Below are 24,741 nucleotides of genomic sequence, written 5' to 3' on the forward strand. Positions count from 1 at the left end.
GAGGCTTCCACAGGTCGCGGAACCTCTCATTCCGCAACAGCACCGGTCCTCGACGGCAATACCCGATCGGATGGCGGGCCCCGTCCCGCTATGCTCGGGGGTGCACCGACGAGGACCGTTAGCTCAATTGGCAGAGCAGTGGACTTTTAATCCATTGGTTGTGGGTTCGAGTCCCACACGGTCTACCCGCTGCGCGGCGCCCGCACCCACCTCGGTGGATGCGGGCGCCGCGTCGTTCCGGGCGGGTGCCCGGTGGCCGCGAGGGAAGTGGTTCGACGCACCCCTCCGGATGGCGTACTGTTGGGTTCACCGACGCGGGGTGGAGCAGCTCGGTAGCTCGCTGGGCTCATAACCCAGAGGTCGCAGGTTCAAATCCTGTCCCCGCTACTGAAGACCCAGGGCCCGGAACCAGAACATGGTTCCGGGCCCTGGGTGTTTTCCGTGGCCCCAGAGGGCGTACGCGTCCGTAACCCGCTCGGCCCACACGGGTCGCACCCTTCCCCCGCTGCGGGAACCCTGAGTGGAGCGCGGTCATGGGCGCGGAGTCGGCGGGAGACAAGCGGTGGGGCAGCGAGGAGGACCCGGCGGCAGGGAGGCCAGGGCGGCCAGGGGGGCCACCGGGACCGAGCGTGCCTTCGTCCGGATACTGCCGCTGCTGCTCCTCATGGTCGGTGTCGGGTACGACGCCGCGACTCCGGCCGAGTTCACCGCGGCCCCGCTCTTCACGGCCGCCCCGCTGATCGCCGCCCCCTTCTACTCGCTGCTCAACACCGTCCTGACCGGCGCCGCGGCCACGGGCGCCGTCCTCTTCCTGCACTACGGCAACCGCGTCAGCAGCCATGTCGAGGCCGTCACCGAAGTGGTCACCGTGGCGACCGTCGCCGCCCTCGCGATCGTGATCAACCGTGTCGTGCGCCGCGGCAACGACCGGCTCGCCATCGCCCGTTCCATCTCCGAGGCCACTCAGCGCGCCGTGCTGCCCGCGCCGGACCCGCGCATCGGCGGGCTCGACATCGCGGCACGGTACGAGGCCGCGCAGGCCGACGCGTTCATCGGGGGCGATCTGTACGCCGTGCAGGACACCCCGCACGGCGTACGGCTCATCGTGGGCGACGTACGCGGGAAGGGCATGGGCGCAGTCGCGGCGGTCGCCGTCGTCATCGGTGCCTTCCGGGAGGCCGCCGAGCAGGAGGCCACCCTGGAGGCGGTGGCGCAGCGCCTGGAGCGGGCGCTCGCCCGCGAGGGCACCCGGCGCGACGGTCTCGACGCGTTCGAGGGGTTCACCACCGCCGTCCTCGCCGAGATCCGGCACGGCGAGGGTTCCGTACGCCTCATCAACCGCGGGCACCCGCCGCCACTGCTGCTGCGCGGCGACGGGCGGCTGTGCGTCATGTCGGCGAGCGAGCCGGCGCTGCCGCTCGGCATGGGCGACCTCGGGGTCTGGCCGGACCGGGCGGACGAGTCGGAGTTCCCGCCCGGCGCGACGCTGCTCTTCTACACGGACGGCCTGTCGGAGGCGCGCGACGCGGCGGGGGAGTTCTACGATCCGGCGACGCGGCTCGGCGGGCGGATCTTCCCCGGCAGGGGCGGCCCGCACGCGCTGCTCGCCGCCCTCGCGGGGGAGGTGCGGCGGCACACCGGAGGCGCGATGACGGACGACATGGCGCTGCTCGCGGTGCGGCGGCCCACCGCCGGCGAGGTGGGGGTCACCGGTGGTGACTGAAGTACACCGCTCCGCATAACAACTGACGCTCTGTCAAGAAAATGTGAAGCTCCGGTGTTTGGAGGGGCGGGGTCAACTCGCCCCGTTCCGCACCCTCGTGTCCCGGTACGTACAGCCGATGAGCGTTAACGATCAACCGGAACGGCTTGGAATACGGACCCCCTGTCTATTAACGTTCGATAACGCAGCGCGGTCGTCCCAGCCGTCACTCGAGGCGGCTCCGCGCGCACGCGCCTAATCCCGCAAGGGAGCCGGGGAACCACCAACTTGGGGTGAATCGGGCAGCTGTGCCTACGCGCCGGCTGTTCGTAGGAGACCTTCCTGCTCCGAACCCGTCAGCTAACCCGGTAGGCGAGAAGGAAGGAAAGGAGCGCGCCCCAGTGGCGTCCAACCGGCCTGCCCCCCAAGCCGTGTACGTGCCGAATGACGACGACTTCGGTTCGTACGACGAGGGCTCCACCGAGACCTTCGAGGAGTGGAACCCCACCGAGGAGTCCATCCGTCCCGTCCGCGGCAGGCACCGCGTGCACAAGAAGAGCGGCGGCGGCCTCGCCCGCAGCTCCACCGTGCTCGGCGTGGGCGTCATCGCCGCCGTCGGCGCGGGCGGCATCGCCACCGCGCAGGACGGCAAGCCGCCGGTCTCCATATCCATGCCCGACCTGCCGGGCGTCGGCGCCGTCGCGGACTCGCTGCCCGAGGCCGAGTCCCTGCCGGGCGTCGGCTCCCTGATGGCCGACGACGCGCCGGAGACGACCACGGTCGCGGCCGCCGCACCGCTCACCGCCGCCGGTGTCAGCACCGCCGACGCCGAGCAGGGCACCACCGACGCGGGCGAGGCGCTGCGCGCCCGCATCATGCAGCAGGCCGAGAACCAGCAGGACCAGGCGGACACCGCCGTGCGGACCGCGGCCGAGGAGGCCGCCGTCAAGAAGGCCGCCGAAGAGGCCGCCGAGCAGCAGAAAGCGGCCGAGAAGGCCGCGGACGCCAAGGCCGCCGCCAAGAAGAAGAAGGAGGAGGAGGCCCGGAAGGCGAAGGCCGAGGCCGAGCGCCGGGCCGAGCTCGCCAAGAGCTACGCCATCCCCACCTCCTCGTACACCCTCACGTCGCACTTCGGTGACGCCGGTTCCATGTGGTCCTCCGGGCATCACACGGGTCTGGACTTCGCCGCTCCCACGGGTACCCCCCTCAAGGCCGTGCACACCGGCACCGTCAAGGAGGCCGGCTGGGCGGGCGCGTACGGCTACCGCACCGTGCTCGAACTCGAGGACGGCACGGAGGTCTGGTACTGCCACCAGTCGTCGCTCAACGTCAGCGCGGGCCAGAAGGTCAGCACGGGCGACGTCATCGGCCGCGTCGGCGCGACGGGCAACGTCACGGGCCCCCACCTCCACCTGGAGGTCCACACGCCCGGCGGTTCCGGGATCGACCCGCTCGGCTGGCTGCAGAGCAAGGGTCTGAACCCCTGACATGGCCCCGGGACACAGCCGTACTCCCCCGAATACTCCGGCGGTCCTGGCGACAACCCCCCGACGCCAGGGCTGCCGGTTGCCGTTTCGGTGAGCCATACACGGAATTCCGTCTCCGGCGGCCGCGTTGAGGAACGTATGACTTCTCTTCGCCTGCTTGGCTCTTCCGACCTCGAGGTCTTCCCGCTCTCCCTCGGCGGCAACGTCTTCGGCTGGACCGCGGACCGGACGGCGTCCTTCGACGTCCTCGACGCCTACACCGCGGCCGGCGGCAACTTCATCGACACCGCCGACGTCTACTCGGCCTGGGTGGAGGGCAACCGGGGCGGCGAGTCCGAGACCGTCATCGGTGAGTGGCTGGCCGAGCGCGGCAACCGCTCCGACGTCGTCATCGCCACGAAGGCCGGCGCGCACCCCGAGTACAAGGGCCTCTCCGCGACCACCGTCAAGGGTGCGGTCGACGCCTCGCTGCGCCGCCTCGGCACCGATTACATCGACCTCTACTACACCCACTACGACGACCCGTCGGTCCCCGTCGAGGAGATCATCGGCACGCTCGACGAGCTGGTGCGGGCCGGCAAGGTGCGGGCCATCGCCGCCTCGAACATCACGCCCGAGCGGCTCCAGGAGTCCCTCGACTTCTCCGACCGCGAGGGCCTCGCGCGGTACGTCGCGCTGCAGCCGCACTACAACCTCGTCTCCCGCGACACCTACGAGGGCCCGCTCCAGGAGGTCGCCTCCCGCTCCGGCCTCGCCGCCGTCCCCTACTACGGCCTCGCGTCCGGCTTCCTCACCGGCAAGTACCGCCCCGGCGCCCAGGTGGAGAGCGCGCGCAGCGGCCGGGTCGAGGAGTACGTGGGCACTGAGCGGGGCGACCGTGTCCTCGCCGCGCTCGACGAGATCGCCGGGGCGCGCGGCGCGCAGGTCGCGACCGTGGCCCTCGCCTGGCTCGCGGCCCAGCCCACCGTGGCGGCGCCGATCGCCTCGGCGCGCACGGTCGAGCAGCTGCCCGCGCTGCTCGCGGTGGCCGACCTGGAGCTGACGGAGGCGGAGGTCGCGGCGCTGACCGCGGCGTCCGCCTGAGGGTTCCGGGGAGGCGTGCCCTAGGAGCGGTAGGGGTTGTACGCCGGGTAGCCGTAGGCCGCCGGGTAGGGCTGCGGCTGCCCGTAGGGGGACGGGGGCGGGGCGTGGCCGTACGGCGCATAGGGCGCGTACGGCATCGGGGGCATCACCGGCGCCGTCGCCCCGGCCGCGTACGCCAGGGCTGGGCGGGCCGGCTCACGGCGCTCCCAGAGCTTCTCCAGGAGCTCCCGCTCGCGTACGACGAAGTCGGCACCGGCGCGGCCGCGGCGCCCCCGGTGGCGCAGGAACGCCAGCGACGTCGCGTACATCTGGTACTCCGCGACCGTGCGGGCCGCGGCCTTTCCCCAGGTGTACGAGGCGTAGTCGCGGGCCAGCGCGCGGGCCCGCATCGAGCCGAGCGCGTACGGTTCGGGCGGTGTGAGCCAGCCCGCCGCCGTGTACACGGGCAGCTCGGCGCGGATCATGCGCAGTTCGCGCTGCCGGGTCCAGATCGCCAGCCAGGTGAGCAGGCCGAACGCCGGGAGCATGAAGAGGGCGTACACGGCGAAGAAGCCGTACTGCCCGAAGACCGCCGAGCCGTTCCACAGCGCGTGCACGCCCATCGCGAGGAGCAGCCCGGTGAGCGGCAGCAGCACGCGGCGCAGGTGCCGGTGCTCGGCCGAGAGCGCGGCGATGCCGAAGCCGATGCCGGTCATGACGGTGAACAGCGGGTGCGCGAACGGGGACATGACGACGCGCACGAAGAAGGTCGCGGCGGTCACCGACGCGAGGCCGCTGTCGCGGCTGAGCTGGTCGGTGACGAAGGCGTTGCCCAGATAGAGGATGTTCTCGGTGAACGCGAAACCGGTCGCGGTCACCCCGGCTATGACGATGCCGTCGACGATGCCGGTGAAGTCGCGTCTGCGGAAGAGGAAGACGAGGAGTACGGCCGCCGCCTTGGCGCTCTCCTCGACGATCGGCGCGATGACGGTCGCGCCCAGGGTGTCGGCGCTGGTGGGGTCGGCGGTGGCGGTGGCTATCCAGCGGATCGCGAAGCTGTTCGCGACGATCGCTATGAGCGCGGCCGCGCAGGCGCCCCAGGAGAAGGAGAAGAGGAGGTTCCGCCAGGGGCCGGGGGCGACCCGGTCCAGCCAGCGGAACGCGGCGACGAGCAGCGGTACGGGGACGGTCGCGAGGCCGAGCCCGACCAGGAAGCCCTCGGTGCCGGTCTGCTCCCTGACCAGGGCGAGGATCACCAGGCCGGAGAGGGCGAGCAGCGTGACGAGTGCGGCCACGCGTATCGCGCGCCGCTGCCACCAGCGCACGCGGCGCAGCTCCCCCGGGGCGGGCGCCTCGGGGGGTATCGGATACGGAGGACTGGTGGCCACGTCGTCGACCCTAACGAGGGTGGCAAGTGACCGCGACGGTGCCTCAGTCCTGTGGCGGGGCGATCCGGCGGAACAGCAGGTCGTGGACGACGTGGCCCTTGTCCAGGCCCTGGCCCTCGAAGCGGGTGCGGGGGCGGAAGTCGGGGCGTGGGGCGTATCCGCCGTCGGCCTGGGTGTTCTCGAAGTCGGGGTGCGCGGTGAGCACCTCGAGCATCTGCTCGGCGTACGGCTCCCAGTCCGTCGCGCAGTGCAGGATCGCGCCCGGCTTGAGGGAGGGCGCGGCCAGCGTCAGGAACTCCGGCTGGATCAGGCGGCGCTTGTGGTGGCGGGCCTTGGGCCAGGGGTCGGGGAAGTAGACGCGGAGCCCGTCGAGGGAGGCGGGCGGCAGCATCTCGCGGAGCAGGATGATCGCGTCGCCGTTGGCCACGCGGACGTTGGTCAGGCCGTTCCGCTCGGCGAGGCCGAGGAGATTGCCCTGGCCGGGGGTGTGCACGTCGACGGCGAGGATGCCGGTGTCCGGGTCGGCGGCGGCCATCTTCGCGGTGGCCTCGCCCATCCCGAAGCCGATCTCCAGGACGACGGGCTTGGCGGACGGCGTCTCCCCGTCCCCGAACAGCTCGGCGAGATCCAGCGTGCGCAGCCCGTCGATGTCCAGCCCCCACTTGGGCCAGAGCCGACGCAGCGCGTCCCCCTGGCTGGTGGTCACCCGGCTGCGGCGTGGCTGGAAGCTGCGGATCCGCCGCTCGTGGTGCGACCCCGCGGGGTCCGGCGCCGGCCCCCCGGGAAACCGCGGCGCCGCCTGCACCCGCCCCCCGGACCGGGAGACGCGGGTCGCGTCGGAAACCTCGGGAGCGCCGGAGGCGCCGGGGACGTCGGGGGTATGGGATGACTCAGACACAGTGCGGCAATTTTACGGGAGGGCGGGGCCTACCCCCGCAAAACCCCCAGCGCCCGACGAGCAACCTCCCTCCCCACCGGGAGGGACGCCGTCGCGGCAGGCGACGGCGCGTTCAGTACGTGGACCGTGCGCGCCCCCTCCCGGATCAGGAAGTCGTCGACCAGCGTGCCGTCCCGCAGGACCGCCTGGGCGCGGACGCCGGCGGGCGCCGGGACCAGGTCGGCGGGGCGGACCGCGGGCAGCAGCCTGCGCACCGCGTCGGTGAAGGCGGATTTGGAGGCGGAGCGGCGCAGCTCACCCGCCCCGTACCGCCAGTGGCGGCGGGCCATGTGCCAGGAGCCGGGCCAGCCGAGCGTGCCGGCGAGCTCGCGGGGGCGGACGACCGACCAGTCGTACCCCTCGCGGGCCAGCGCCGGGACCGCGTTCGGCCCCACGTGGACGCCGCCGTCGATGCCGCGGGTGAGGTGGACGCCGAGGAAGGGGAAGGCCGGGTCGGGCACGGGGTAGACGAGGCCGCGCACCAGCTCGGGGCGGGCCAGCTCGAAGTACTCCCCCCGGAAGGGGACGATCCGCATGGCCGGGTCGTCCCCGGTGAGCCGCGCGATCTGGTCGCAGTGCAGCCCCGCGCAGTTCACGAGGACCTTGCCGCGCACGACGGAGCCGTCCGCCGTGCGGACCGCGACGCCGCGGTCGGGGCGGCGGTCGATGCGGACCGCCGTACCCCCCGCGCCGTACCGGATCTCCGCTCCGGAGGCGTCGGCCAGGTGCCGCGCCATCGCGCTGTAGTCACAGATGCCCGTCGTCCCGACGTGGATCGCGGCGAGGCCGCGGACCTCCGGCTCGTACTCGCATATCTGGGCGGGGCCCAGCTCGCGCACCGGAATGCCGTTCTCCCTGCCGCGCTGGACGAGGGCGTGCAGGCGGGGCAGCTCCGCGCGCTCCGTGGCGACGATCAGCTTGCCGGTGACCTCGTGCGCGATGCCGTACTCCGCGCAGAACTTGACCATCTCGGCGGCGCCCCGGACCGCGTACCTCGCCTTGAGCGAGCCCGGGCGGTAGTAGATCCCGCTGTGGATCACACCGCTGTTGCGGCCCGTCTGGTGGCGGGCGGGGCCCGGCTCCTTCTCGAGGACCGTGACCGTGGTGCCGGGAGCGCTGCGCGTGAGGGCATACGCCGTCGCGAGCCCGACGATCCCGCCGCCGATCACCAGCACGTCGCAGTCGTACGCGACCTTCTTCACCGCGCCTCACCTCCCACCACAGATAGTGCCCTGCGCCACTGACAACGCCGCCAAACCTCGGGCGTCCGTTCCTCTCCCACCGCTCCGCGCCGGTTAACCCGGCCTCAGCCGGCGGTTCACCGGAGGGCGCGGCGGGACCGGGCCTACGCCGGGGCCACCAGCAGGGGCCGGGCCCGCTCGCGGAGCTCCACCACCCGCGGCTCGTCCCCGTACGGCTCGAGACGGTGCAGCAGGTCCTTCACGTACTCGGTGGTCCTCGCGGACGAGATCCGTCCGGCGACCTCCAGTGCCCGCGTCCCCTGCTCGCACGCCGCGTCGAGGTTGCCCGACTCCAGCTCGGCGACCGCCGACACCACGAGGCGTAAGCCGTGCGAGCGGACGAATTCCTCGGTGGGGCGGGACAGCGCCTGCTCCGTGAAGCGCCGCACCTGGCGCGGCGCCTTCAGGTCGCGGTAGCACTCGGCGGCGTCCGCGGCGAAGCGGTCGTACGAGTAGAAGCCGAGCCAGGACGGGTCGTGGTCGCCGTCCCTGGCCCGCTCCAGCCACCCCTCGGCGGCCCGCAGCGCGGCCCCCGCGGCCTGCGCGTCGTTGGCACGCGCGTGTGCCCGCGCCTCGACGAGGCGGAAGAAGCTCATGGTGCGGGCGGTGGCCAGGCCCCTGTTCCGCTCCAGGGCGGCCTGCGCGAGGTCGACTCCCTCGTCCCCGAAGCCGCGGTACGTCGCCTGGAGGGACATGGACGCCAGGACGTACCCCCCGAGGGGGACGTCGGCCGCCGCACGCGCGAGGCGCAGCGCCTGAATGTAGTAGCGCTGGGCGGCTTCCTGCTGGCCGGTGTCGAAGGCCATCCAGCCGGCGAGGCGGGTCAGCTCGGCGGACGCTCCGAAGAGGGCGCGTCCGACCTCGTCGGAGTACGAGCCGAGCAGCAGCGGCGCCGCCTCGACCCGCAGGCACTCCGGAACCATCGAGGAACGCCAGTCGCCGCCCCCGTACTTGGAGTCCCAGCGGCGGGCGTCCTCGGCGGCCTCCCGCAGCTTCAGGACGTCGCTGTGGCCGACCTTCATCGGCGCGCCGCTGTCGTCGGCGTGCACGGCGTCGCGTGGCGCCTCGCGCGAGACGTCGCGTGCGACGGAGGAGTCGGCCGGGGTTATCAGCCAGCGCGACGCGGGCGTCGCGTACGCGCTGACCGCGAAGGAGCCCGCCAGCGACTGCCAGATCCCGCCGCCCGCGCGGCGGCCCGCCAGGTCGAGGCGGTACAGCTCGGTCGCGGACTTCACCGCCGCTCCCACGTCACGGGGGAAGGCGAGGCCCACCTCCGGCGCGGGGTCGGCGTCGGCGAGGCCGATCTCGTGCAGCGGCACCGGACGGCCGAGCTTCTGCCCGATGGCCGCCGCGATCAGGTGCGGGGCGGCGCCCTGCGGCACCATGCCCTTGGACACCCAGCGGGCCACCGAGGTCTTGTCGTAACGGAGCGTCAACCCGCGTTGTGCGCCGAGGTCGTTGACCCGGCGGGCGAGTCCCGCATTGCTGATTCCCGCGAGGGCGAGAACGGTGCCGAGCTTTTCGTTCGGCCCGCGTTGCTCCCTGGACATGCGCCACCCCTCGACACAGACGGCTGCCGGGCAGTGGCTGGACCGCGCGGCATTCGTGCTGCGTTCCCCCGGAGGCAGCCCTACCCGAGCCGTCGCGCGCCGCGAGTTCCGGGCGTCCCGCCCCCGGGCTCCGCGCGCGGTGGCCGGAACAGCGGCCGCAAGAGCGTTTGGCCGATCCTCCAGGTATATGCCTCCGCGAAAACATCAGCACACACAGCGTAGTTCGCCGCATCCCAAGCGTTAAGAGGCGCAGTTCCGGATGGCGAGATTGTTGTCCGTACGGAAGTGCGCCGACGGCGCCGCGTGCTCCCGCCGTGTGGCCGTGCGCCCGTGTGTGCGCTCTTCACCGGCCATGGGGGGAGCGCTTCCATTGGCGATGCGTGGGTCGGCCCGCTGCGCTGGAGTCAGTGGGCTGGGGGACACCGCCGCCTCCATCCCCGCGGGCGGCGGACCGGTCCGGGAGGCGAACACCGCCTCCCGGGCTGTGTGTTGCCTTCGAACGGTTCCGCCGTGGGCTCATCACAGGCCGATTTGGCCGAAAAACGCCCATGTACAGGAGTGGGCATTTCGCCCACGGGTGCGGTGTGCGCGCGTACCCGTGCGGTCGGCACGCGTCGCGCACACAGGACAGGCGCAGGGCATCCGCAAGGCATCCCCAAGGAGAGGGCCTTCGTTCTGCCCTTCAACCACCGCCCTCCCAGGGCGCATTCACCGCCGCGCAAGCGGCCCCGCAGCCCTTCCCGCACGCCTCCTTCGTGGCAGCATGGGACCCCCAGATCTGTCCACAGCCTGTGGAGGCAGCGATGCGGTGGTTGGTGGGGTGGAGCAGTACCACCGCGAGACCCTCGGTGGTCGGCTCGGCCGGAGCCACCGGTGACGGCGGCGAGACCGTGCACCCCGTGGGGTCCCAACTCCTGTGGGGCGACCCGGATCCGCTCTGGGCGGTCGGCGACTGGCGCGCCGACGAAGTACGGACAGTGACGGCCGACGAGCAGACCCGCATCGCCGTCCTCGGCATCTGCGGAGCCTCCGACGAGGAGCTGCGGATCGGCCTCCTCGCCGCCCGCGGCGGCGCCCTGCGCCATCTCACCGCCTGGTCCGGCAGTTACACGGCGGTCGTCCAGGTCGGCCGCCGCATCATGATCGCCGGTGACCTCGCGGGCGCCCGCCCCGTCTTCTTCACCCCCTGGTCGGGCGGCACGGCCTACGCGACGGCCGCCCTGCCGCTGGCCGACCTCATCGAGGCCCACCTGGACATCGGCCACCTCGCGGCGCTGCTCGCCGCCCCCGACGTCCCCGAGGCGCTGCACGACTCGACCCCGTACCAGGGCGTGCGACGCGTGCCACCGGGGCACGCGCTGATCCTGCGCGCGGGCGCACGGGAGATCGCCGGGTACGAACCGGTGGCCTCGCTGGCCGTCGCCGCGCCCGCCGCCGACGCCGACAGCGCCGTGGACGGCGTCCGCGACGCCCTCGTGGAGGCCGTACGCGCCCGCCTCACCGCACCCCGTCACGTGCCGGGCATGGACATAGACCCCGGACCGGTGCCCGGCATGGGGCCCGCCGAACGGCGCGCGGCACGCGGCATGCCGGTGCCCGGCATCGGAGCCGACCTCTCCGGAGGGCCCGCTTCGGGAACCCTCGCTCTCCTTGCGGCCGGTCTGCCCGGCATGCCCGGCACCGTCCTCGGGCACGGCACGGGCGCGGGCGAGCGCCTCCTCGCCGTCACCTTCAACGACCTGGCCGTCAACGGCCGCGAGGCCGAACTGGAACGGGCCGGCGCCATCGCCGCCAACCCCCGCCTGCACCACGTGGTCGTCGCCGCGGGCGAGGAAGCCCTCCCCTACGCCGACCTCGAAGGGCCCCTGACGGACGAGCCGAGCTCCACCCTGGTGACCGCCCAGCGCCACCGCGCCCGGCTCGCCTCGGGCAGCGCCGACCACTTCACGGGCCACGGCGCCCGACAGGTCCTCGACGCCCACCCGGCCCGCCTCGCCGACCTCCTCATGGACCGCAGACGGCGCCACATGGTGCGCCCCGTCGCGGCGCTCGCGAAGGCCGACGGCTCGGTCTTCGTCCCCGCGCGCGTGTACGGCGCCGCCCGCAAGCTCGCCCGCATGCCGCACCGCGCGGGCGTCGAATCCCTCGCCGACCGGCTGCTGCACCGCCGCTTCGACGAACCTGGCGGCGCGGTGGGGGCGTCACTCGCCGCCCTAGCGTGGGCCAGGCCGGGCCCGGCCGCACGCTGGCTGACCGGAGAGGCCCTCGCAGAAGTATCGGTTCGCCTGCAGGACACCACCACGCGTCCCGGCGGCCCGGGCCAGCGTCCCGGCGAGTTCCGCGCGCGGGCGGCCCTCGCCCGGCACGCCGCGGACCTGCGCGTCCTGGAACAGGCGGCCGAGGTGCGCTTCCAGCGCCTGCACGCGCCCTTCCTCGACAACCAGGTCGTCCGCGCCTGCCGGGCCCTTCCCGAGTCCCTGCGCGTCCAGCCCGGCGCGCGGGCCGCGATCCTGCGCACCGTCCTGGAGGGCGCCGGGGTCGCCGACCTGCCGACGGGCTGGGGCGCCCCCTCCCACGCCTCGAAAGCGGCCGCCGCCCGCACCGGACTCCGCCTGGCGGTAGACGACCTCATCGCCCTCTTCGACACCCCGCTCCTCGCCCAGGCGGGCCTCGTCGAGGCCCGGGTCGTCCGCAAGGCCCTGCGCGCGGCCGCCGAAGGAGAGCCGCTTCCCCTGGACGGCCTGGCCGACCTGGTCTCCACCGAGCTGTGGCTGCGCCGGCTGCTGTCGCGAAGAGGAACGTGCTGGACGGGGACTCCAGCACGGCAACGAGCTGTTCCTACGGGGAGTGTGGTTCCGCAGAGGGGCGCACTAGGAGCGGGGCGCTAGGACGGGCGCCAGGACAGGCCCTGGCGGTACGCGCGGGTGCTCTCCCGCACCCGCCCCGGGCCCCGGCGACGTACGTCCGAAGCAGGGCGCACGCCCCGCGACATACGCCCGAAAAGAAAGCACGCGCCCTCGCGCACCCGTGCAGGGAGAATGACGTGGTGCGGTACCGAATCCTGGGCGCCACCGAGGCGTACGACGACCAAGGCGCCCCCCTGTCCGTAGGGGGCCAGCGGCTGCGCGCGCTCCTCGCCGCCCTCGCGCTGCACGCGAACCGCACGGCCACCGTCGGCGCCCTCATCGACGAGGTCTGGGCCGACGAGCCGCCGGCCGACGCGCCCGCCGCCCTCCAGGCCCTCGTCGGCCGCCTGCGCCGCGCCCTGGGCAAGGACGCCGTCGCGTCGGCCCCCGGCGGTTACCGCCTCGCCGTCGCCCCTGACAACGTCGACCTGCACCGCTTCGAGCAGCTCGCGCGCGCGGGCAGGGCGGCCCTGGACCGCGGCGACCCGGCCCAGGCAGCCCGTACCCTGCGCGACGCCCTCGCCCTGTGGCGCGGCCCCGCCCTCGCCGACCTGCCCGACCGCACCGCCGCGGCCCGCCCCGAGGCCCTGCGCGCGGAGACCGTCCGCGCGCGGATCGAGGCGGACCTGCTCCTGGGCCGCGCCCCCGACGTCGTACCGGAGCTGCGGGAACTGACCGCCGCCCAGCCGTACGACGAGACCCTGCATGCCCTGCTCATCCGCGCCCTGCGCGACGCCGGGCGCGGGGCGGACGCGCTCGCCGCCTACGAAGACGCGCGCCGCGCCCTGGCGGAGGGGCTCGGCGCCGATCCGGGGCCGCGACTGCGGGCGTTGCATGCGGAGTTGCTGGCGGGGCCGGGGGAGCGGTCGGAGTGGCCGGATCGGCTGGAGCAGCCGGGGCCGGAGAGGCCGACGGATCCTGAGCCGTCGCAGCCGTCGCAGCCGTCGCAGCCGTCGCAGCCGTCGCAGCCGTCGCAGCCGTCGCAGCCGTCGCAACCGCACCTGAACCTGAACCCGAACGCGCACCTGAACCCGAACCCGAACCTGAACCCGAACCCGAACCCAAACCCGCACCCCCACCCACGCCCCAACAGAGCCGAGCAGAACGGCAACATCCGCACCCGCTTGACCTCTTTCGTCGGCCGGGAACCCGAACTCGTCGCCATCCGTTCCGACTTGCACAGGGCCCGCCTCGTCACCCTCACCGGACCGGGCGGCTCCGGCAAGACCCGCCTCGCCGAGGAAGCCGCCGCCGGGCATCCGCAGGCATGGCTGGCCGAGCTCGCCCCGCTCGACCACCCGGAGGCGGTGCCCGGCGCCGTCGTCAGTGCGCTCGGTCTGCGCGAGACCGTGCTGATGACCAGCGAGCTGACCGCGCCGCAGGACGACCCGATCGCCCTGCTCGTCGAGTACTGCGCCCCGCGCAGCCTGCTCCTGCTCCTTGACAACTGCGAACACGTCATCGGCGCCGCCGCCGAGCTCGCCGAGGCCCTCCTCACCCACTGCCCCGGCCTCACCATCCTCGCCACCAGCCGCGAACCCCTGGGCGTGCCGGGCGAGTCGGTGCGCCCCGTGGAGCCGCTCCCGCCCGACCCGGCCCACCGGCTCTTCACCGAGCGGGCCATGGCGGTGCGGCCCGGCTTCGACGCCGAGGAGGACGCGGCGGCCGTCGCCGAGATCTGCCGCCGCCTCGACGGGCTGCCGCTCGCCATCGAACTGGCCGCCGCCCGCCTGCGGCTGCTCACCCCGCGCCAGATCGCCGACCGTCTCGACGACCGGTTCCGTCTCCTCACCAGTGGTGCCCGCACGGTGCTGCCCCGCCAGCAGACGCTGCGGGCCGTCGTCGACTGGTCCTGGGACCTGCTGGACGAGACCGAGCGGACCGTGCTGCGCGAGGTGTCCGTCTTCGCGGGCAGCTGGGACCTGCCGGCCGCGGAGGCCGTGTGCACCGCACCCGCCACCGACCTGATCGGCGCCCTGGTCGACAAGTCCCTCGTCGTGGCCGTCCCGGACGCCGACTCCGCGGACGGCGGCATGCGCTACCGCCTCCTGGAGACCATCCACGAGTACGCGACCGAGCGTGCCGCCGAGACCCCCGGCCTGCTCGCCGCGGCCGAGGCCCGCCACTCGGCGTACTTCGCGGACCTCGTCGCCCGCGCCGAGCCCCTGCTCCGATCTGCGGAACAGCTGCCGTGGATCAGCCGCCTGGAGACGGACCTCGACAACATCCGGGCCGCACTGCAGCGCACCGCCGCGGTCGGTGACGCGGCGCTCGCGATCCGGATCGCACTGGACACGGGCTGGTTCTGGTGGCTGCGCAACTACCGCAAGGAGGGCGCCGACTGGATGGCCCGCGTCCTGGAGCTCGCGCCCCCCGGACTCCCCGCCGAGGACGACCCGCTCTACTGGCCGTGGATGAGGCTCCACCTGCTGCACCTGTGCCTGGTCGCGGAGTCCAGACCCGCGGACTCACCGGCCCACCACGGGGAGTGGGCCGACCCGGCGCTCGTCGAGGGATTGCGCGCCGCCTTCGCGCGACCCGTGCCCGAGACCGCCCGCTTCCCCGGGCTGCTCTGGCCGTTCACCATCTTCTTCACCGGCGGCACCCACGAGGACGCGCTGGTCCCGCTGAACCGGACGGTCGAGAACTGCCGTCGCCACGGCGAGGACTGGGACCTCGGCGTCATCCTCATGTTCCGCACGCACATGGCCGTCGACATGCCGGGCAACCTCTCCGGCGTCGACGAGGACCTGGCGGAGCTGCGGGAGCTGAGCCGCCGGGTGGGCGACCGCTGGATGCGCGCCCAGGTGTGCAGCGCCGCGGGCGAGGCGGCCATGGCCCGCAGCCACCACGAGGAGGCCCGCGTCGAGTACGAGGAAGCGCTGCGCCTCGCCTACGAAGTGGGGGCCTTCGCGGAGTCCTCGTTCCTGCTCGCCCGGCTCGCCGAGGTCGCCTACCGGGAGGGCGACCGGGCCGTGGCGGCGAAGGTGCTCGAAGAGGCCGGCGCGGAGGCCGACCGGTACGGCGTGACGGACTCACGCGCCTTCGTCCGGCTGCTGGGAGCGCTGCTCGCCCTGGACGAGGGAGACGTCGACACGGCCCGTGCGCTGTGCGAGGCGTCGCGGGCCGAGTCCGAGTACGGCACACCGCCGCCGCAGTTCATGGTCGCCCTGAGCGCCGTGGAGTCCCGTATCGCCGCGGCCGACTCCGGTCCTGCCAAGGGGCTGCCCATCGCCACCGGCGCGGTGCGCGAAGCCGTCGAGTCCCGGTGCTCCGAGGTGATCGTGGCGTCGCTGTTGGACGGCGCCGCGGTGCTGCTCTCCGGGCTCGGCGAGCACGCGCGCGCGGCACGGGTCCTCGCCGCCGCCACCTGCCTGCGCAACGGCAACCGGCGGCCCCACCCGGACGACGTGCAGGCGGACCGCGTGGAGCGCGCGGCAACGGACGCGCTCGGCCCGGAGGCGTACGAGCGGGAGCGCGCCGCGGGCGGCGCGCTGACGACGGACGAAGTGCTGGCGGAGCTGGAACTGGCGACCGCGGCCTTCGGCGACACGGACGCCTAGCCACACGGGCGTCCAGCGACACGAGGGCCTAGAGACAGCTCATCCGCGACTGCGCCCAGTCCGCGAGGGCCGTCGTGTCGAACGGCGTGTGCGGTTCGACGACGAGCCTGACCGTCTTGCGCCCGGTGAGGTTCACGTGCACAGGCACCGCCGGGTCACCGCCCCTGACCAGCGGGGACTGCCACAACCGCGCCCCGTCCCCGTACACGGAGAACCGCACCTTGCCGAGCCCCATCGTCATGTCGTCGACACCGACGACCGCGTCGTACGTGGAGCAGCTGCGGTTGAGGTCGATGGTGACGGAGGACCTGCCGTGCACGGTCACGCCGTGGGAGTACCGCCGGTCGCCGATCGACAGGCCCCAGCGCTGCCACACCCAGCTGCTCTCGGCGAGCCGCATCTCGGGCTCGGTGCCGTCGCCGGTGAGGCCGTACTTCAGCTCGTTCCACTGGTAGACCTTCGGGGCCGGTGGCGGCGGAGGAGGCGGCTTCGGGGTCGGCTTGGGCGGGGTGGGAGTGGGCTTCGGGGCCGGCGGGGGCGGCTTCGGCTCGGGCTTCTCCTTGGCGGGGGGCTTCGGCTTCGGCGTGGGCGTCGGGGTCGGGGTGGGAGTGGGTTCCGGGGTCGGTGCGGGGGGCGGCTCGGGCTTGGGCTTCGGCTTCGGGGACGGCGGCTTCTGCGGCACGATCGACTCGGACACCGCGGGCTCCTTGGCCTTCGGCGGCCGGTCATCGTCGGGCTTGCCGCTCCCTCCGGAGAGGGCGATCGCCGCGACGACACCGGCCGCCACGACGACGCTCGCCACGATGCCCGCCTTCGCGGGGGCGCCGAGCCCTTCGGACGCGACGGCCCCGCCCGCGGCCGACCCGCCGGCCGAACCACCGGCGGATCCGCTCGCCGCGGCCGCTCCCGCGGCCCCCGCGGCGCCCGCTCCGGCGGTGCCGCCGCCGACGAGCGCGGCCACCTTCGCGTACCCGGCGGCGCCGAACCAGCCGATGACGGCGATGGGCACGACCGCCGGGATGCCGCTGGCGACGTCCTTGATCTGGCCGGCGGCCAGCCGGCACTTGGCGCACTCCTCCAGGTGCTTGCGCAGGCCGCGCTCGGCACGGGTGCGCAGGCCGCCGCGGGCGTAGGCCCCGAGCCGGTCGGCGTAGCGCGCGCACTCCTCGCTCTCGGTGAGCGTGGCGCTCACGTGCGCCTGCAGGTAGGCCTGCTTGAGGCCTTCGCGGGCGCGGCTCGCGAGCACGCGCGTGCCGTTCGCGTCGAGGCCGAAGAGGGTGGCCACCTCGCTCGGGGACTCCTCCTCGACCTCCGTGTGCCACAGCACGGCCTGCCAGCGCTCCGGCAGGCTCCGGAAGGCCTGCATGGCCATCGACTGCTCGGCCTCGTGCATCGCGCGGACGTCCGCGCCGAGTTCCAGGCCCGCTCCGAAGGAGCCCATGGACGCGGTGTCGTCGGAGACCTCGGCGCCGCGCGCCGCCTGCGCGGCGAACACCGCGAAGTCGTCGACCAGTTGCTCCCGCTTCGCCGACTGCGTCCAGCCTGCGGCGACCCGCCGCACGGTGGTGAGCAGATAGGCGCGCACGGCGTGCTCGGGTCCGCTGCCGCCGCGCACCGCCTGCAGCATGCGGGCGAACACCTCGGCGGTGAGGTCGTCGGAGGTGTGGGCGTCCCGGCAGCAGGTGCGCGCATAGCGGCGCACAGCTTCGGCGTGCCGGCGGTACAGCTCCTCGTACGCGGAGTCGTCGCCGGACCGCATCCGGGCGATCAGGTCGGCGTCGGACACCGGGGCCGCGTCGCCGCCCTCGCGCTGCGGTGGCACGCGCGAGCCACCGGTCTCCGTGCCGCTGCCGCCCGAGGGAGCCCCCTCGCCGAACCCGGCGGACGACTCGTCCGGACCGTCAACACTCATCGCGGAACGCCCCCGGTTGCACACTCAGACCCGATTACCGGGAAAGAGTGACACACGGGCGTGCCGAGGCCGACGGTGCGGACGTTCAACCACCCGTCCGGGGCGATTTACCGCAATGGAGCACTATCTTTCACCCGTTCGGGGAAGGCTCAACGATCGCTGCCTGACGCGAGGTCGAGCCTTCCACCGGGTAGCCCGGCCGGTTACGCGGGCCGGGACCGCAGCCCTTCGAGCAGGATGTCGAGGAGCCGCGAAGAGGCCGCCGCCTGCTGCGCCGCGTCCGGCAGCGAGGGCGCCGCCGTCGCTATCACCAGCAGCACGTCGGCCACGGTGACGTCCGCACGCAGCTCGCCCGCCGCGCGGGCCCGCTCCACGAGACGGCCGACGACGTCGAGCAGCGTCGCCGCTCCCGCGTCGTCACCCAGGGAGGTCGACTCCTCGGCGGGTGCCTGGCGCTGTTCGATCAGACGCAGCTCGGGAGAGTCCGGGAGCGACTGCCGCTGCTGCGGCACCCGCGCCTCCTCCTCCTTGGCGGCGCCGTCCTCGACGCTCACCCGCAGCACCTGCGGGGGCAGCAGCCGCCCCGCACCCGACGCCACGGACGTCCGCAGGAAGCGCGAGAGCGCCGACCACGGCTCGTCCTCCTGCCCGAGCGCCGCACGCGCCTGGTCAGTCAGCCGGGAGGTCTCCTCCTCGGCTATCCGCCTGACCAGCACGTCCTTGCTCGGGAAGCGTCGGTAGACCGTGCCGACACCGACCCGCGCGCGGCGCGCCACGTCCTCCATCGGCGCGCCGTACCCCAGCTCGCCGAAGACTTCGCGTGCCGCCCTCAGTACATGTTCGAGATTGCGCTGTGCGTCGACACGCAGTGGTGTCGTGCGCGCTCCTTCCCCCATGTCGCGTCCGTTCCCGCTCGGGCCGACGGCTGATGCCGACACGGAAGCGGAAGTCCAGTGAGTCTCCTGAATGTGCATACACGTTCCCCCGGTAATGACGTCTCCCCCCGGAGACACTCCCCGCCATTGACTACCGACGTGTGAGGAGCGAGCCCTTCCGCGAGCCGTGAATCCGGCCCGACGAGCGCATCCCCCGACACCCCGACGTCCCACGAACATAGTTGAGCGGGGGTCAATTCAGAAGAGGCGGGTTCCGCACGGAGCGCCCCCCGATCGGAGTACGCGCCCTTTCAGGCCTTATCGCACCCCGCACGCACGCCTTCCCCGCCCGCGCTGACCTGCGTACCTCGCCCGCCCAGCGGCAGACTCCCGGTCCTTTTCCGCACGCCGCGCCCGGTCACACAAATTGCCGGGCCTGTGGACAAACTCGAGAGCCGGGTGCGTCATGGGAAGGTGAAGGCTGCGATCTCCCGGGGGACGACCCCCGTACCTCCGGACTGTGTACGGATTCTCGTCGTCGGCGGCGGTTACGTCGGCATGTACACCGCGCTGAGACTCCAGCGAAAGCTGAAACGGGAGCTCAGGCGGGGCGAGGTCGAGATCGTCGTGATCACGCTCGACCCGTACATGACGTACCAGCCGTTCCTGCCCGAGGCGGCGGCCGGCTCCATCTCACCGCGCCATGTCGTCGTGCCGCTCCGCCGCGTCCTCGACAAGTGCCGCATCGTCATCGGCGAGGTCGAGTCCGTCGACCACGCCAAGCGCACCGCGACGTTCAGCACCCTCGCCACCGAGGAGGAGGGCGCCGGGCCCGTCCGGATCGCCTACGACGAACTCGTCATGGCCCCCGGCTCCATCGCGCGCACGCTGCCCGTGCCCGGCCTCGCCGAGTACGCCATCGGCTTCAAGACCGTCGAAGAGGCCATCGGCCTGCGCAACCACGTCATCGAGCAGATGGACATCGCCTCCTCCACCCGCGACCCCGCCATCCGCGACGCGGCCCTGACCTTCGTCTTCGTAGGCGGCGGTTACGCGGGCGTAGAGGCGCTCGGCGAGCTGGAGGACATGGCGCGCTACGCCACCCGCTACTACCGCAACATCAAGCCCGAGGACATGAAGTGGATCCTCGTCGAGGCGACGGACCGGATCCTGCCCGAAGTCGGCGCGGAAATGGGCAAGTACACGGTGCGCGAACTGCGAAGGCGCAATATCGACGTACGCCTCGACACCCGTCTTGACTCGTGCGAGGACCGCGTCGCCGTCCTCAGCGACGGCGCCCGCCACCCCACCCGCACCGTCGTCTGGACCGCGGGCGTCAAACCCCACCCCGTGCTCGCCGCGACGGACCTGCCGCTGAACGAACGCGGCCGCCTCAAGTGCACCGCACGGCTGACCGTCGAAGGCACCACGCACGCGTGGGGCGCGGGAGACGCCGCCGCGGTCCCCGACGTCACGGCCGACGAGGCCGGCAAGGAGTGCGCGCCCAACGCGCAGCACGCCGTACGCCAGGCGAAGGTCCTCGGCGACAACATCATCGCGTCCCTGCACGAGCGCCCCCTCCAGGAGTACACGCACAAATACGTGGGCTCCGTCGCCTCCCTGGGACTGCACAAAGGTGTCGCGCACGTCTACGGACGCAAGCTGAAGGGCTACCCTGCCTGGTTCATGCACCGCGTCTACCACCTGAGCAGAGTGCCGACCATCAACCGCAAGTCCCGAGTGCTCGCCGAATGGACCCTGTCCGGCCTGTTCAAGCGCGAGATCGTCTCCCTGGGGTCGCTCGAACACCCCCGTGCGGAGTTCGAACTCGCAGCCGGTGGGGAGCGCCCGAAGGAGTCGTCCTGACCGGAGTCAGGAACTCCCCGCACAGGACCGGCGTCTGACGGATGTCAGTCCGTTCGGTCAGACTGTTCGTGTGACCATGGCCAGGCCGTCAGGCCGACACCAGGGACGTCCGCTCTCGACATGCTGTGTTCCCGATCCAGAAGCGACACCACGAGGCCTACCGCAGTGAACTTCACGCGCTGGAGCGCCCGGCTCCCCGGAACGCAGCGCCGCGCAGCAGCGCGGACCGAACAAGCGATCGCCACGGCGCCGCGCGGGGACGGCTCCGTCCCCGCGGCCCGCGCCGAGCGGCCCACCGACGGAGCGGAGACCGCGCCCCCGGACGGCGCCGCGGGCGGCCCGGGCCCCGGCGGCATCGACGAGCTGCCGGTCCGCGAGGTGCTCGACCGCATCCCGGCCCTCGTCGCCCTCGTGCACGGCACCGACCACCGCATCGCCTACGTCAACGACGCGTACGTGGCCGCCTTCGGCCCCCGGCCCGTCGGCGAGACCGCGCGCGTGGCACTGCCCGAGCTGGAGGAGCTGGGGCTGCTGCCCCTCCTGGACCAGGTCCTGCGCAGCGCGAAGCCGCGCACCGTCAAGTCCCGCAAGGCGTCCTCCGGCCGCTCGTACACCTTCACGTGCACCCCCGTGACAGTGCCGCTCGGCGGCTCCACCGCGGGCCCCGAGGAGAGCGGCGGCGTCCTCGTGTTCGCCGCCGACGTCACCGACCACGCCGAGGCGGCCGAGCGCCTGCGCACCAGCGAGCGGGCCCAGCGCGAGACGGCCGTCACCCTGCAGAAGTCCCTCCTGCCCCAGGAGCTGGAGCAGCCCGACGACCTCCGCATCGCCGCCACCTACCAGCCGGGCGGCACCGAGGCCGCGGTCGGCGGCGACTGGTACGACGTGATCACCCTCGGCGGCGGCCGCACCGCCCTCGTCATCGGCGACGTGATGGGCCGCGGCGTGCGCGCGGCGGCCGTCATGGGCCAGCTCCGCACCGCGGTGCGTGCCTACGCCCGCCTGGACCTGCCCCCGCACGAGGTCCTGCAGCTCCTGGACGGCCTCGCCGCCGAGATCGACGCCAGCCAGATCGCGACGTGTGTCTACGCGGTGCACGACCCGAACGAAGGAAGCCTCGTCTACGCGTCCGCGGGACACCTGCCCATCCTCGTGCGCGACGAGAACGGCACCATCCACAAAGCGGAGGAGCCCACAGGACCCCCGCTCGGCACCGGCGGCTGGCTGCACACCTCCGGATCCGTGCCGCTCGGCCCCGGCTCGACCGCCGTCCTCTACACGGACGGCCTCGTCGAGCGGCGCAGCGAGGACATCGACGAAGGCGTGGCCTCCCTGGAGCGCGCCCTGGCCGGCGCCACCGGCACGCCCCAGGTGGTGTGCGACCGCCTGATCCGCGCTCTCGGAGTGACCGCCGACCACGATGACGACGTCGCCGTCCTGGTCCTCCAGCACCCCGCCCGCGCCGGCTCGGACGCCGAGCTCTTCAGGAACGCCGCCCTGGAGCTCCTCGGCGGCGTGGAAGCGGCCCCACGCGCGCGTGCCTTCGCGACGGGCGTCCTCGCCAGCTGGCGGTTCTCCCCGGAACTGCACGACCTGGGCGTCCTCGCCGCCAGCGAACTGGTCGCCAACTCCCTCCAGCACGGCACCCCGCCGATGCGGCTGCGGCTGCGCCGCACCGACCGCCGGCTGATCATCGAGGTCACCGACGGCGACGACCACCTGCCGCGCCGCCGCCGCGCCGAACCGGCCGACGAGGCGGGACGCGGCATCGCCATCGTCGCCACGATCGCGTCGAACTGGGGCTCGCGCCGCACACCGGGCGGCGGCAAGGCCGTCTGGTGCGAGTTCGCGCTCCCCAAGTAGCGGCCGCCCGCAGAGAGGCTTGGGTTACGCGTCGGCCGTGGCGGGCGCGGCCGTAGTAGGGCCGCCCTGCGCCACCACCGGGCTCTTGGCCAGCGAAGGCTGGTTCTGCACGGGGGTGAGCCCGCGCCCGAGGCGCACCGCGAGCACCGTGATGCCCAGCGAGAACAGCACGAACGTCACGATGTACGGAACGTGCAGCGCGGCACCCATCGGCCCGCCCACGGCCGGACCGACCGCGAGGGCCAGCTGCTTCACCAGGGCGAAGGCCGAGTTGTACTGACCGACCATGCCGCCCGGCGCCAGATCCGCGACCAGCGGCGCGACGGTCGGCGACAGCATCGCCTCACCGAGCCCGAAGAGCGCGTACGTCGAGATGAACGCCGCGGTGGCCATGGCCTGGCTGCCGTGCCCGACGCCCGCGTATCCGGCGAGGAGCCAGGCGAAGGCCCAGATCAGACCGACGGCCGCGATCACCCGGGACCGCTTGCGCCGCTCGACGAACTTCAGGACGGCGAACTGCGCGATCACGATCATCGCCGTGTTGGCGGCCAGCGCGATGCCGAGCGTCGAGGCGTCGATCCCCGCCGCCTCCACGCCGTAAGCGGAGAGCCCCGACTCGAACTGCCCGTAGCAGGCGAAGAAGATCACGAAGCCGAGGACGCACAGCTGCACCATGGCCTTGTGCTTGAGCAGCGCGCGCATGCCGCCCCGCGGGGCCGAGGCATCCTTGGGCATCGTGTCCTGGATGGACGGCGCGTGCGGCAGCCGCACGGTCAGCGCGATGGCCGCGAGCACCAGGAACATCACGGACTCGATGGAGAACAGCAGCGTGAAGCTGCCGGGACGGCTCTCGTCGACGATCTGGCCGCCGATGAGACCACCGATGCCGAGGCCCAGGTTCTGCAGGAAGAACTGCATCGCGAACGACCGCGTACGGGTGGCGGGCGTCGAGGACCACACGATCATCGTCGCGAGCGCCGGCTGCATGACGGCCGTGCCCGCGCCGAGCAGGGCCGCGGACAGGATCGCCGTCGTCTCGCTGTTCGCGACGCCGAGCGCGACCGCGCCCACGGAGGCGACGACCGCCGCGCCCACGAGTACGGGGAGGGGGCCGCGACGGTCGATGACGCGGCCGGTGATGGGCAGGACGATCAGCGCGGCCATGGCAAAGGCGGCCAGCACGATGCCCGCCGTACTGGCCCCCAGCTCCCGCACCTGCGCCACATAGACGTAGAGGAACGGAACCGTGAAACCGATGCCGAACGCGCTCAGCGCGCTGCCTGCCTGGATACGACGCATCGCTGCGCCCATCGCCCTGGTCACTTTCACCTGCCTTGAAGAGTTGGTGCGAAGCCTTAGAAGTGAAGACTTCGAAGCTAAAGTTAGGATCTAAACAGTACACACTGAAGGACTTCAATGCCAAGCAGGGCCGTGCCATACTCGGCCCATGGGTGACACCCCCGGCCCGACTGAGCCGACACTTGAAGAGCAGATCGCCGCGTACCAGCGCGAGTTCCAGGACCTCGACCCCCAGGTCGAGCAGATCGTGTCGGCCCTCGGCCGCCTGAACCGCCGGATGAACGTGGCCTACGGGCGCCAGACGGCGACCCTCGGGATCAGCAACGCCGAGTGGGAGGTCCTCAAGGCCCTCGTCCTCTCCGGAGCCCCCTACCAAATGGGCCCGGGCGAGCTCGCCAAGCGGCTCGGCCTGACCCCCGCGGCCATGACCCACCGCATCGACCGCATGGTGGCGGAGGGCCTGGTCACCCGCGACCGCGACGAGTCGAACCGGGTCCGCGTGATCGTCGAGCTGACCGCGGAGGGCCGTGAGAAGTGGCTGGAGGCGATGCGCCTGGCGACGGTCTTCGAGGAGGACCTCCTCCAGGACCTCTGCCAGGACGAGCGCGACGCCTTGGGCGAGGTGCTCACCCGTCTTCTACGTCGCGTGGAGCACGCCCAGCCGGACGCCGGCGGACGCCTCACCGACCTGGACTGAGAGGCCGGGCGGTGGGTACTAGATGGAGTCAGGCCGGAGCTTGACAGCCATCTGCCCGATCCGTAAGGTTCTTCGGGTTGCCACGGAGCCGTAACGGTTCTGCGACAGCACCTCCCGCCGCTTCTGAGCGGCAAACCAAACTCAGCACGACCTCCCAACGGAACGCATTCGGCATGCCCGAATTCAATTCCAAGGCTCGATTATGAGTCGCCGGGAAAACCCGCTAGAGTTTGAGACGTCGGAACGGCCCAACAGCCGCGAAGACACGGCATAAACATCCGGCTCCGCCGGGTGGCCACTGACTGGGAGTCAGGCCCGAAAGGATCTGATAGAGTCGGAACCGCCGGAAAGGGAAACGCGAAAGCCGAAAGGCCGGAGCGGGAACCGGAAAGG

15 protein-coding genes, 2 tRNA genes and 1 riboswitch are annotated in these 24,741 nt (G+C 72.8%); of the genes, 10 read left to right on the forward strand and 7 right to left on the reverse strand.

All coding sequences use genetic code 11. From position 1 onward, the window contains the following. Positions 1-112: 112 nt before the first annotated feature. The 5 genes from ACI2L3_RS27935 (at position 113) to ACI2L3_RS27955 (ending at position 4,272) form a co-directional block, all read left to right on the forward strand. Positions 113-185: transfer RNA gene (locus tag ACI2L3_RS27935), tRNA-Lys, on the forward strand. A 128-nt stretch (positions 186-313) separates the two neighbouring features. Then, a tRNA-Met gene (locus ACI2L3_RS27940) sits at positions 314-387 on the forward strand. 175 nt (positions 388-562) lie between these two features. Continuing rightward, positions 563-1,723 (forward strand): PP2C family protein-serine/threonine phosphatase, encoded by a 1,161-nt coding sequence (locus tag ACI2L3_RS27945; RefSeq protein ID WP_404755130.1) that lies wholly within the window; start codon positions 563-565, stop codon positions 1,721-1,723. 221 nt (positions 1,724-1,944) lie between these two features. Next, a riboswitch (cyclic di-AMP (ydaO/yuaA leader) is annotated at positions 1,945-2,092 on the forward strand. An 11-nt stretch (positions 2,093-2,103) separates the two neighbouring features. Next, positions 2,104-3,189: a M23 family metallopeptidase gene (locus ACI2L3_RS27950; protein ID WP_404755131.1), complete on the forward strand. Its 1,086-nt coding sequence runs from the start codon at positions 2,104-2,106 to the stop codon at positions 3,187-3,189. A gap of 138 nt (positions 3,190-3,327) precedes the next feature. After that, entirely contained in the window at positions 3,328-4,272 is a 945-nt protein-coding gene (locus ACI2L3_RS27955; RefSeq protein ID WP_404755132.1) for an aldo/keto reductase, read from the forward strand. Positions 4,273-4,292: 20 nt separating this feature from the next. Here ACI2L3_RS27955 and ACI2L3_RS27960 read toward each other — a convergent pair whose 3' ends face one another. From ACI2L3_RS27960 to ACI2L3_RS27975, 4 genes are all read right to left on the reverse strand, one after another. After that, complete coding sequence (locus ACI2L3_RS27960; RefSeq protein ID WP_404755133.1) at positions 4,293-5,639, reverse strand: PrsW family intramembrane metalloprotease; 1,347 nt, start codon at positions 5,637-5,639, stop codon at positions 4,293-4,295. A 43-nt stretch (positions 5,640-5,682) separates the two neighbouring features. Then, positions 5,683-6,444 carry a tRNA (guanosine(46)-N7)-methyltransferase TrmB gene (trmB, locus tag ACI2L3_RS27965; RefSeq protein ID WP_404755156.1) on the reverse strand — a complete coding sequence of 254 codons (762 nt, stop codon included), beginning with the start codon at positions 6,442-6,444 and terminating at the stop codon, positions 5,683-5,685. Between the two features lie 122 nt (positions 6,445-6,566). Beyond that, entirely contained in the window at positions 6,567-7,778 is a 1,212-nt protein-coding gene (gene lhgO / locus ACI2L3_RS27970) for an L-2-hydroxyglutarate oxidase (protein WP_404755134.1), read from the reverse strand. Positions 7,779-7,921: 143 nt separating this feature from the next. Next, the gene (locus tag ACI2L3_RS27975; RefSeq protein ID WP_404755135.1) at positions 7,922-9,367 is read right to left on the reverse strand and encodes an MFS transporter; all 1,446 of its coding nucleotides are present in this window, start codon (positions 9,365-9,367) and stop codon (positions 7,922-7,924) included. Positions 9,368-10,170: 803 nt separating this feature from the next. Here ACI2L3_RS27975 and ACI2L3_RS27980 point away from each other — a divergent pair. Together ACI2L3_RS27980 and ACI2L3_RS27985 are read left to right on the forward strand one after the other, a co-directional pair. Beyond that, positions 10,171-12,255: an asparagine synthase-related protein gene (locus ACI2L3_RS27980; RefSeq protein ID WP_404755136.1), complete on the forward strand. Its 2,085-nt coding sequence runs from the start codon at positions 10,171-10,173 to the stop codon at positions 12,253-12,255. A gap of 158 nt (positions 12,256-12,413) precedes the next feature. Continuing rightward, positions 12,414-15,836: an AfsR/SARP family transcriptional regulator gene (locus tag ACI2L3_RS27985; protein WP_404755157.1), complete on the forward strand. Its 3,423-nt coding sequence runs from the start codon at positions 12,414-12,416 to the stop codon at positions 15,834-15,836. A 28-nt stretch (positions 15,837-15,864) separates the two neighbouring features. Here ACI2L3_RS27985 and ACI2L3_RS27990 read toward each other — a convergent pair whose 3' ends face one another. Both ACI2L3_RS27990 and ACI2L3_RS27995 read right to left on the reverse strand, forming a co-directional pair. Beyond that, positions 15,865-17,748 carry a sigma-70 family RNA polymerase sigma factor gene (locus ACI2L3_RS27990; RefSeq protein ID WP_404755137.1) on the reverse strand — a complete coding sequence of 628 codons (1,884 nt, stop codon included), beginning with the start codon at positions 17,746-17,748 and terminating at the stop codon, positions 15,865-15,867. Positions 17,749-17,951: 203 nt separating this feature from the next. Beyond that, entirely contained in the window at positions 17,952-18,722 is a 771-nt protein-coding gene (locus ACI2L3_RS27995) for a TetR/AcrR family transcriptional regulator (RefSeq protein ID WP_404755138.1), read from the reverse strand. 375 nt (positions 18,723-19,097) lie between these two features. Between ACI2L3_RS27995 and ACI2L3_RS28000 the strand changes: the two genes are divergently transcribed. Both ACI2L3_RS28000 and ACI2L3_RS28005 read left to right on the forward strand, forming a co-directional pair. Continuing rightward, entirely contained in the window at positions 19,098-20,489 is a 1,392-nt protein-coding gene (locus ACI2L3_RS28000) for an NAD(P)/FAD-dependent oxidoreductase (RefSeq protein WP_404755139.1), read from the forward strand. Between the two features lie 165 nt (positions 20,490-20,654). Beyond that, a complete protein-coding gene (locus ACI2L3_RS28005) occupies positions 20,655-22,352 on the forward strand; it encodes a SpoIIE family protein phosphatase (RefSeq protein ID WP_404755140.1) in 1,698 nt (565 codons plus the stop codon). Between the two features lie 24 nt (positions 22,353-22,376). Here ACI2L3_RS28005 and ACI2L3_RS28010 read toward each other — a convergent pair whose 3' ends face one another. Further along, positions 22,377-23,663, reverse strand: coding sequence for an MFS transporter (locus ACI2L3_RS28010; protein ID WP_404755141.1), 1,287 nt, complete (start codon positions 23,661-23,663; stop codon positions 22,377-22,379). 136 nt (positions 23,664-23,799) lie between these two features. Between ACI2L3_RS28010 and ACI2L3_RS28015 the strand changes: the two genes are divergently transcribed. Continuing rightward, a complete protein-coding gene (locus ACI2L3_RS28015; protein WP_404755142.1) occupies positions 23,800-24,348 on the forward strand; it encodes a MarR family winged helix-turn-helix transcriptional regulator in 549 nt (182 codons plus the stop codon). Positions 24,349-24,741: the final 393 nt, after the last annotated feature.

This window comes from Streptomyces sp. NPDC029674 (genome assembly GCF_044903205.1).
Classification (GTDB): Bacteria; Actinomycetota; Actinomycetes; order Streptomycetales; family Streptomycetaceae; genus Streptomyces.

What these genes read in the sequence shown, in the direction of transcription:
- ACI2L3_RS27955 (WP_404755132.1), top strand. Translation starts at nt 3,328, where the DNA reads ATGACTTCTCTTCGCCTGCTTGGCTCTTCCGACCTCGAGGTCTTCCCG.
- ACI2L3_RS27975 (WP_404755135.1), bottom strand. Translation starts at nt 9,367, where the DNA reads ATGTCCAGGGAGCAACGCGGGCCGAACGAAAAGCTCGGCACCGTTCTC.
- ACI2L3_RS27980 (WP_404755136.1), top strand. Translation starts at nt 10,171, where the DNA reads ATGCGGTGGTTGGTGGGGTGGAGCAGTACCACCGCGAGACCCTCGGTG.
- ACI2L3_RS27990 (WP_404755137.1), bottom strand. Translation starts at nt 17,748, where the DNA reads ATGAGTGTTGACGGTCCGGACGAGTCGTCCGCCGGGTTCGGCGAGGGG.
- ACI2L3_RS27995 (WP_404755138.1), bottom strand. Translation starts at nt 18,722, where the DNA reads ATGCACATTCAGGAGACTCACTGGACTTCCGCTTCCGTGTCGGCATCA.
- ACI2L3_RS28010 (WP_404755141.1), bottom strand. Translation starts at nt 23,663, where the DNA reads ATGGGCGCAGCGATGCGTCGTATCCAGGCAGGCAGCGCGCTGAGCGCG.
- ACI2L3_RS28015 (WP_404755142.1), top strand. Translation starts at nt 23,800, where the DNA reads ATGGGTGACACCCCCGGCCCGACTGAGCCGACACTTGAAGAGCAGATC.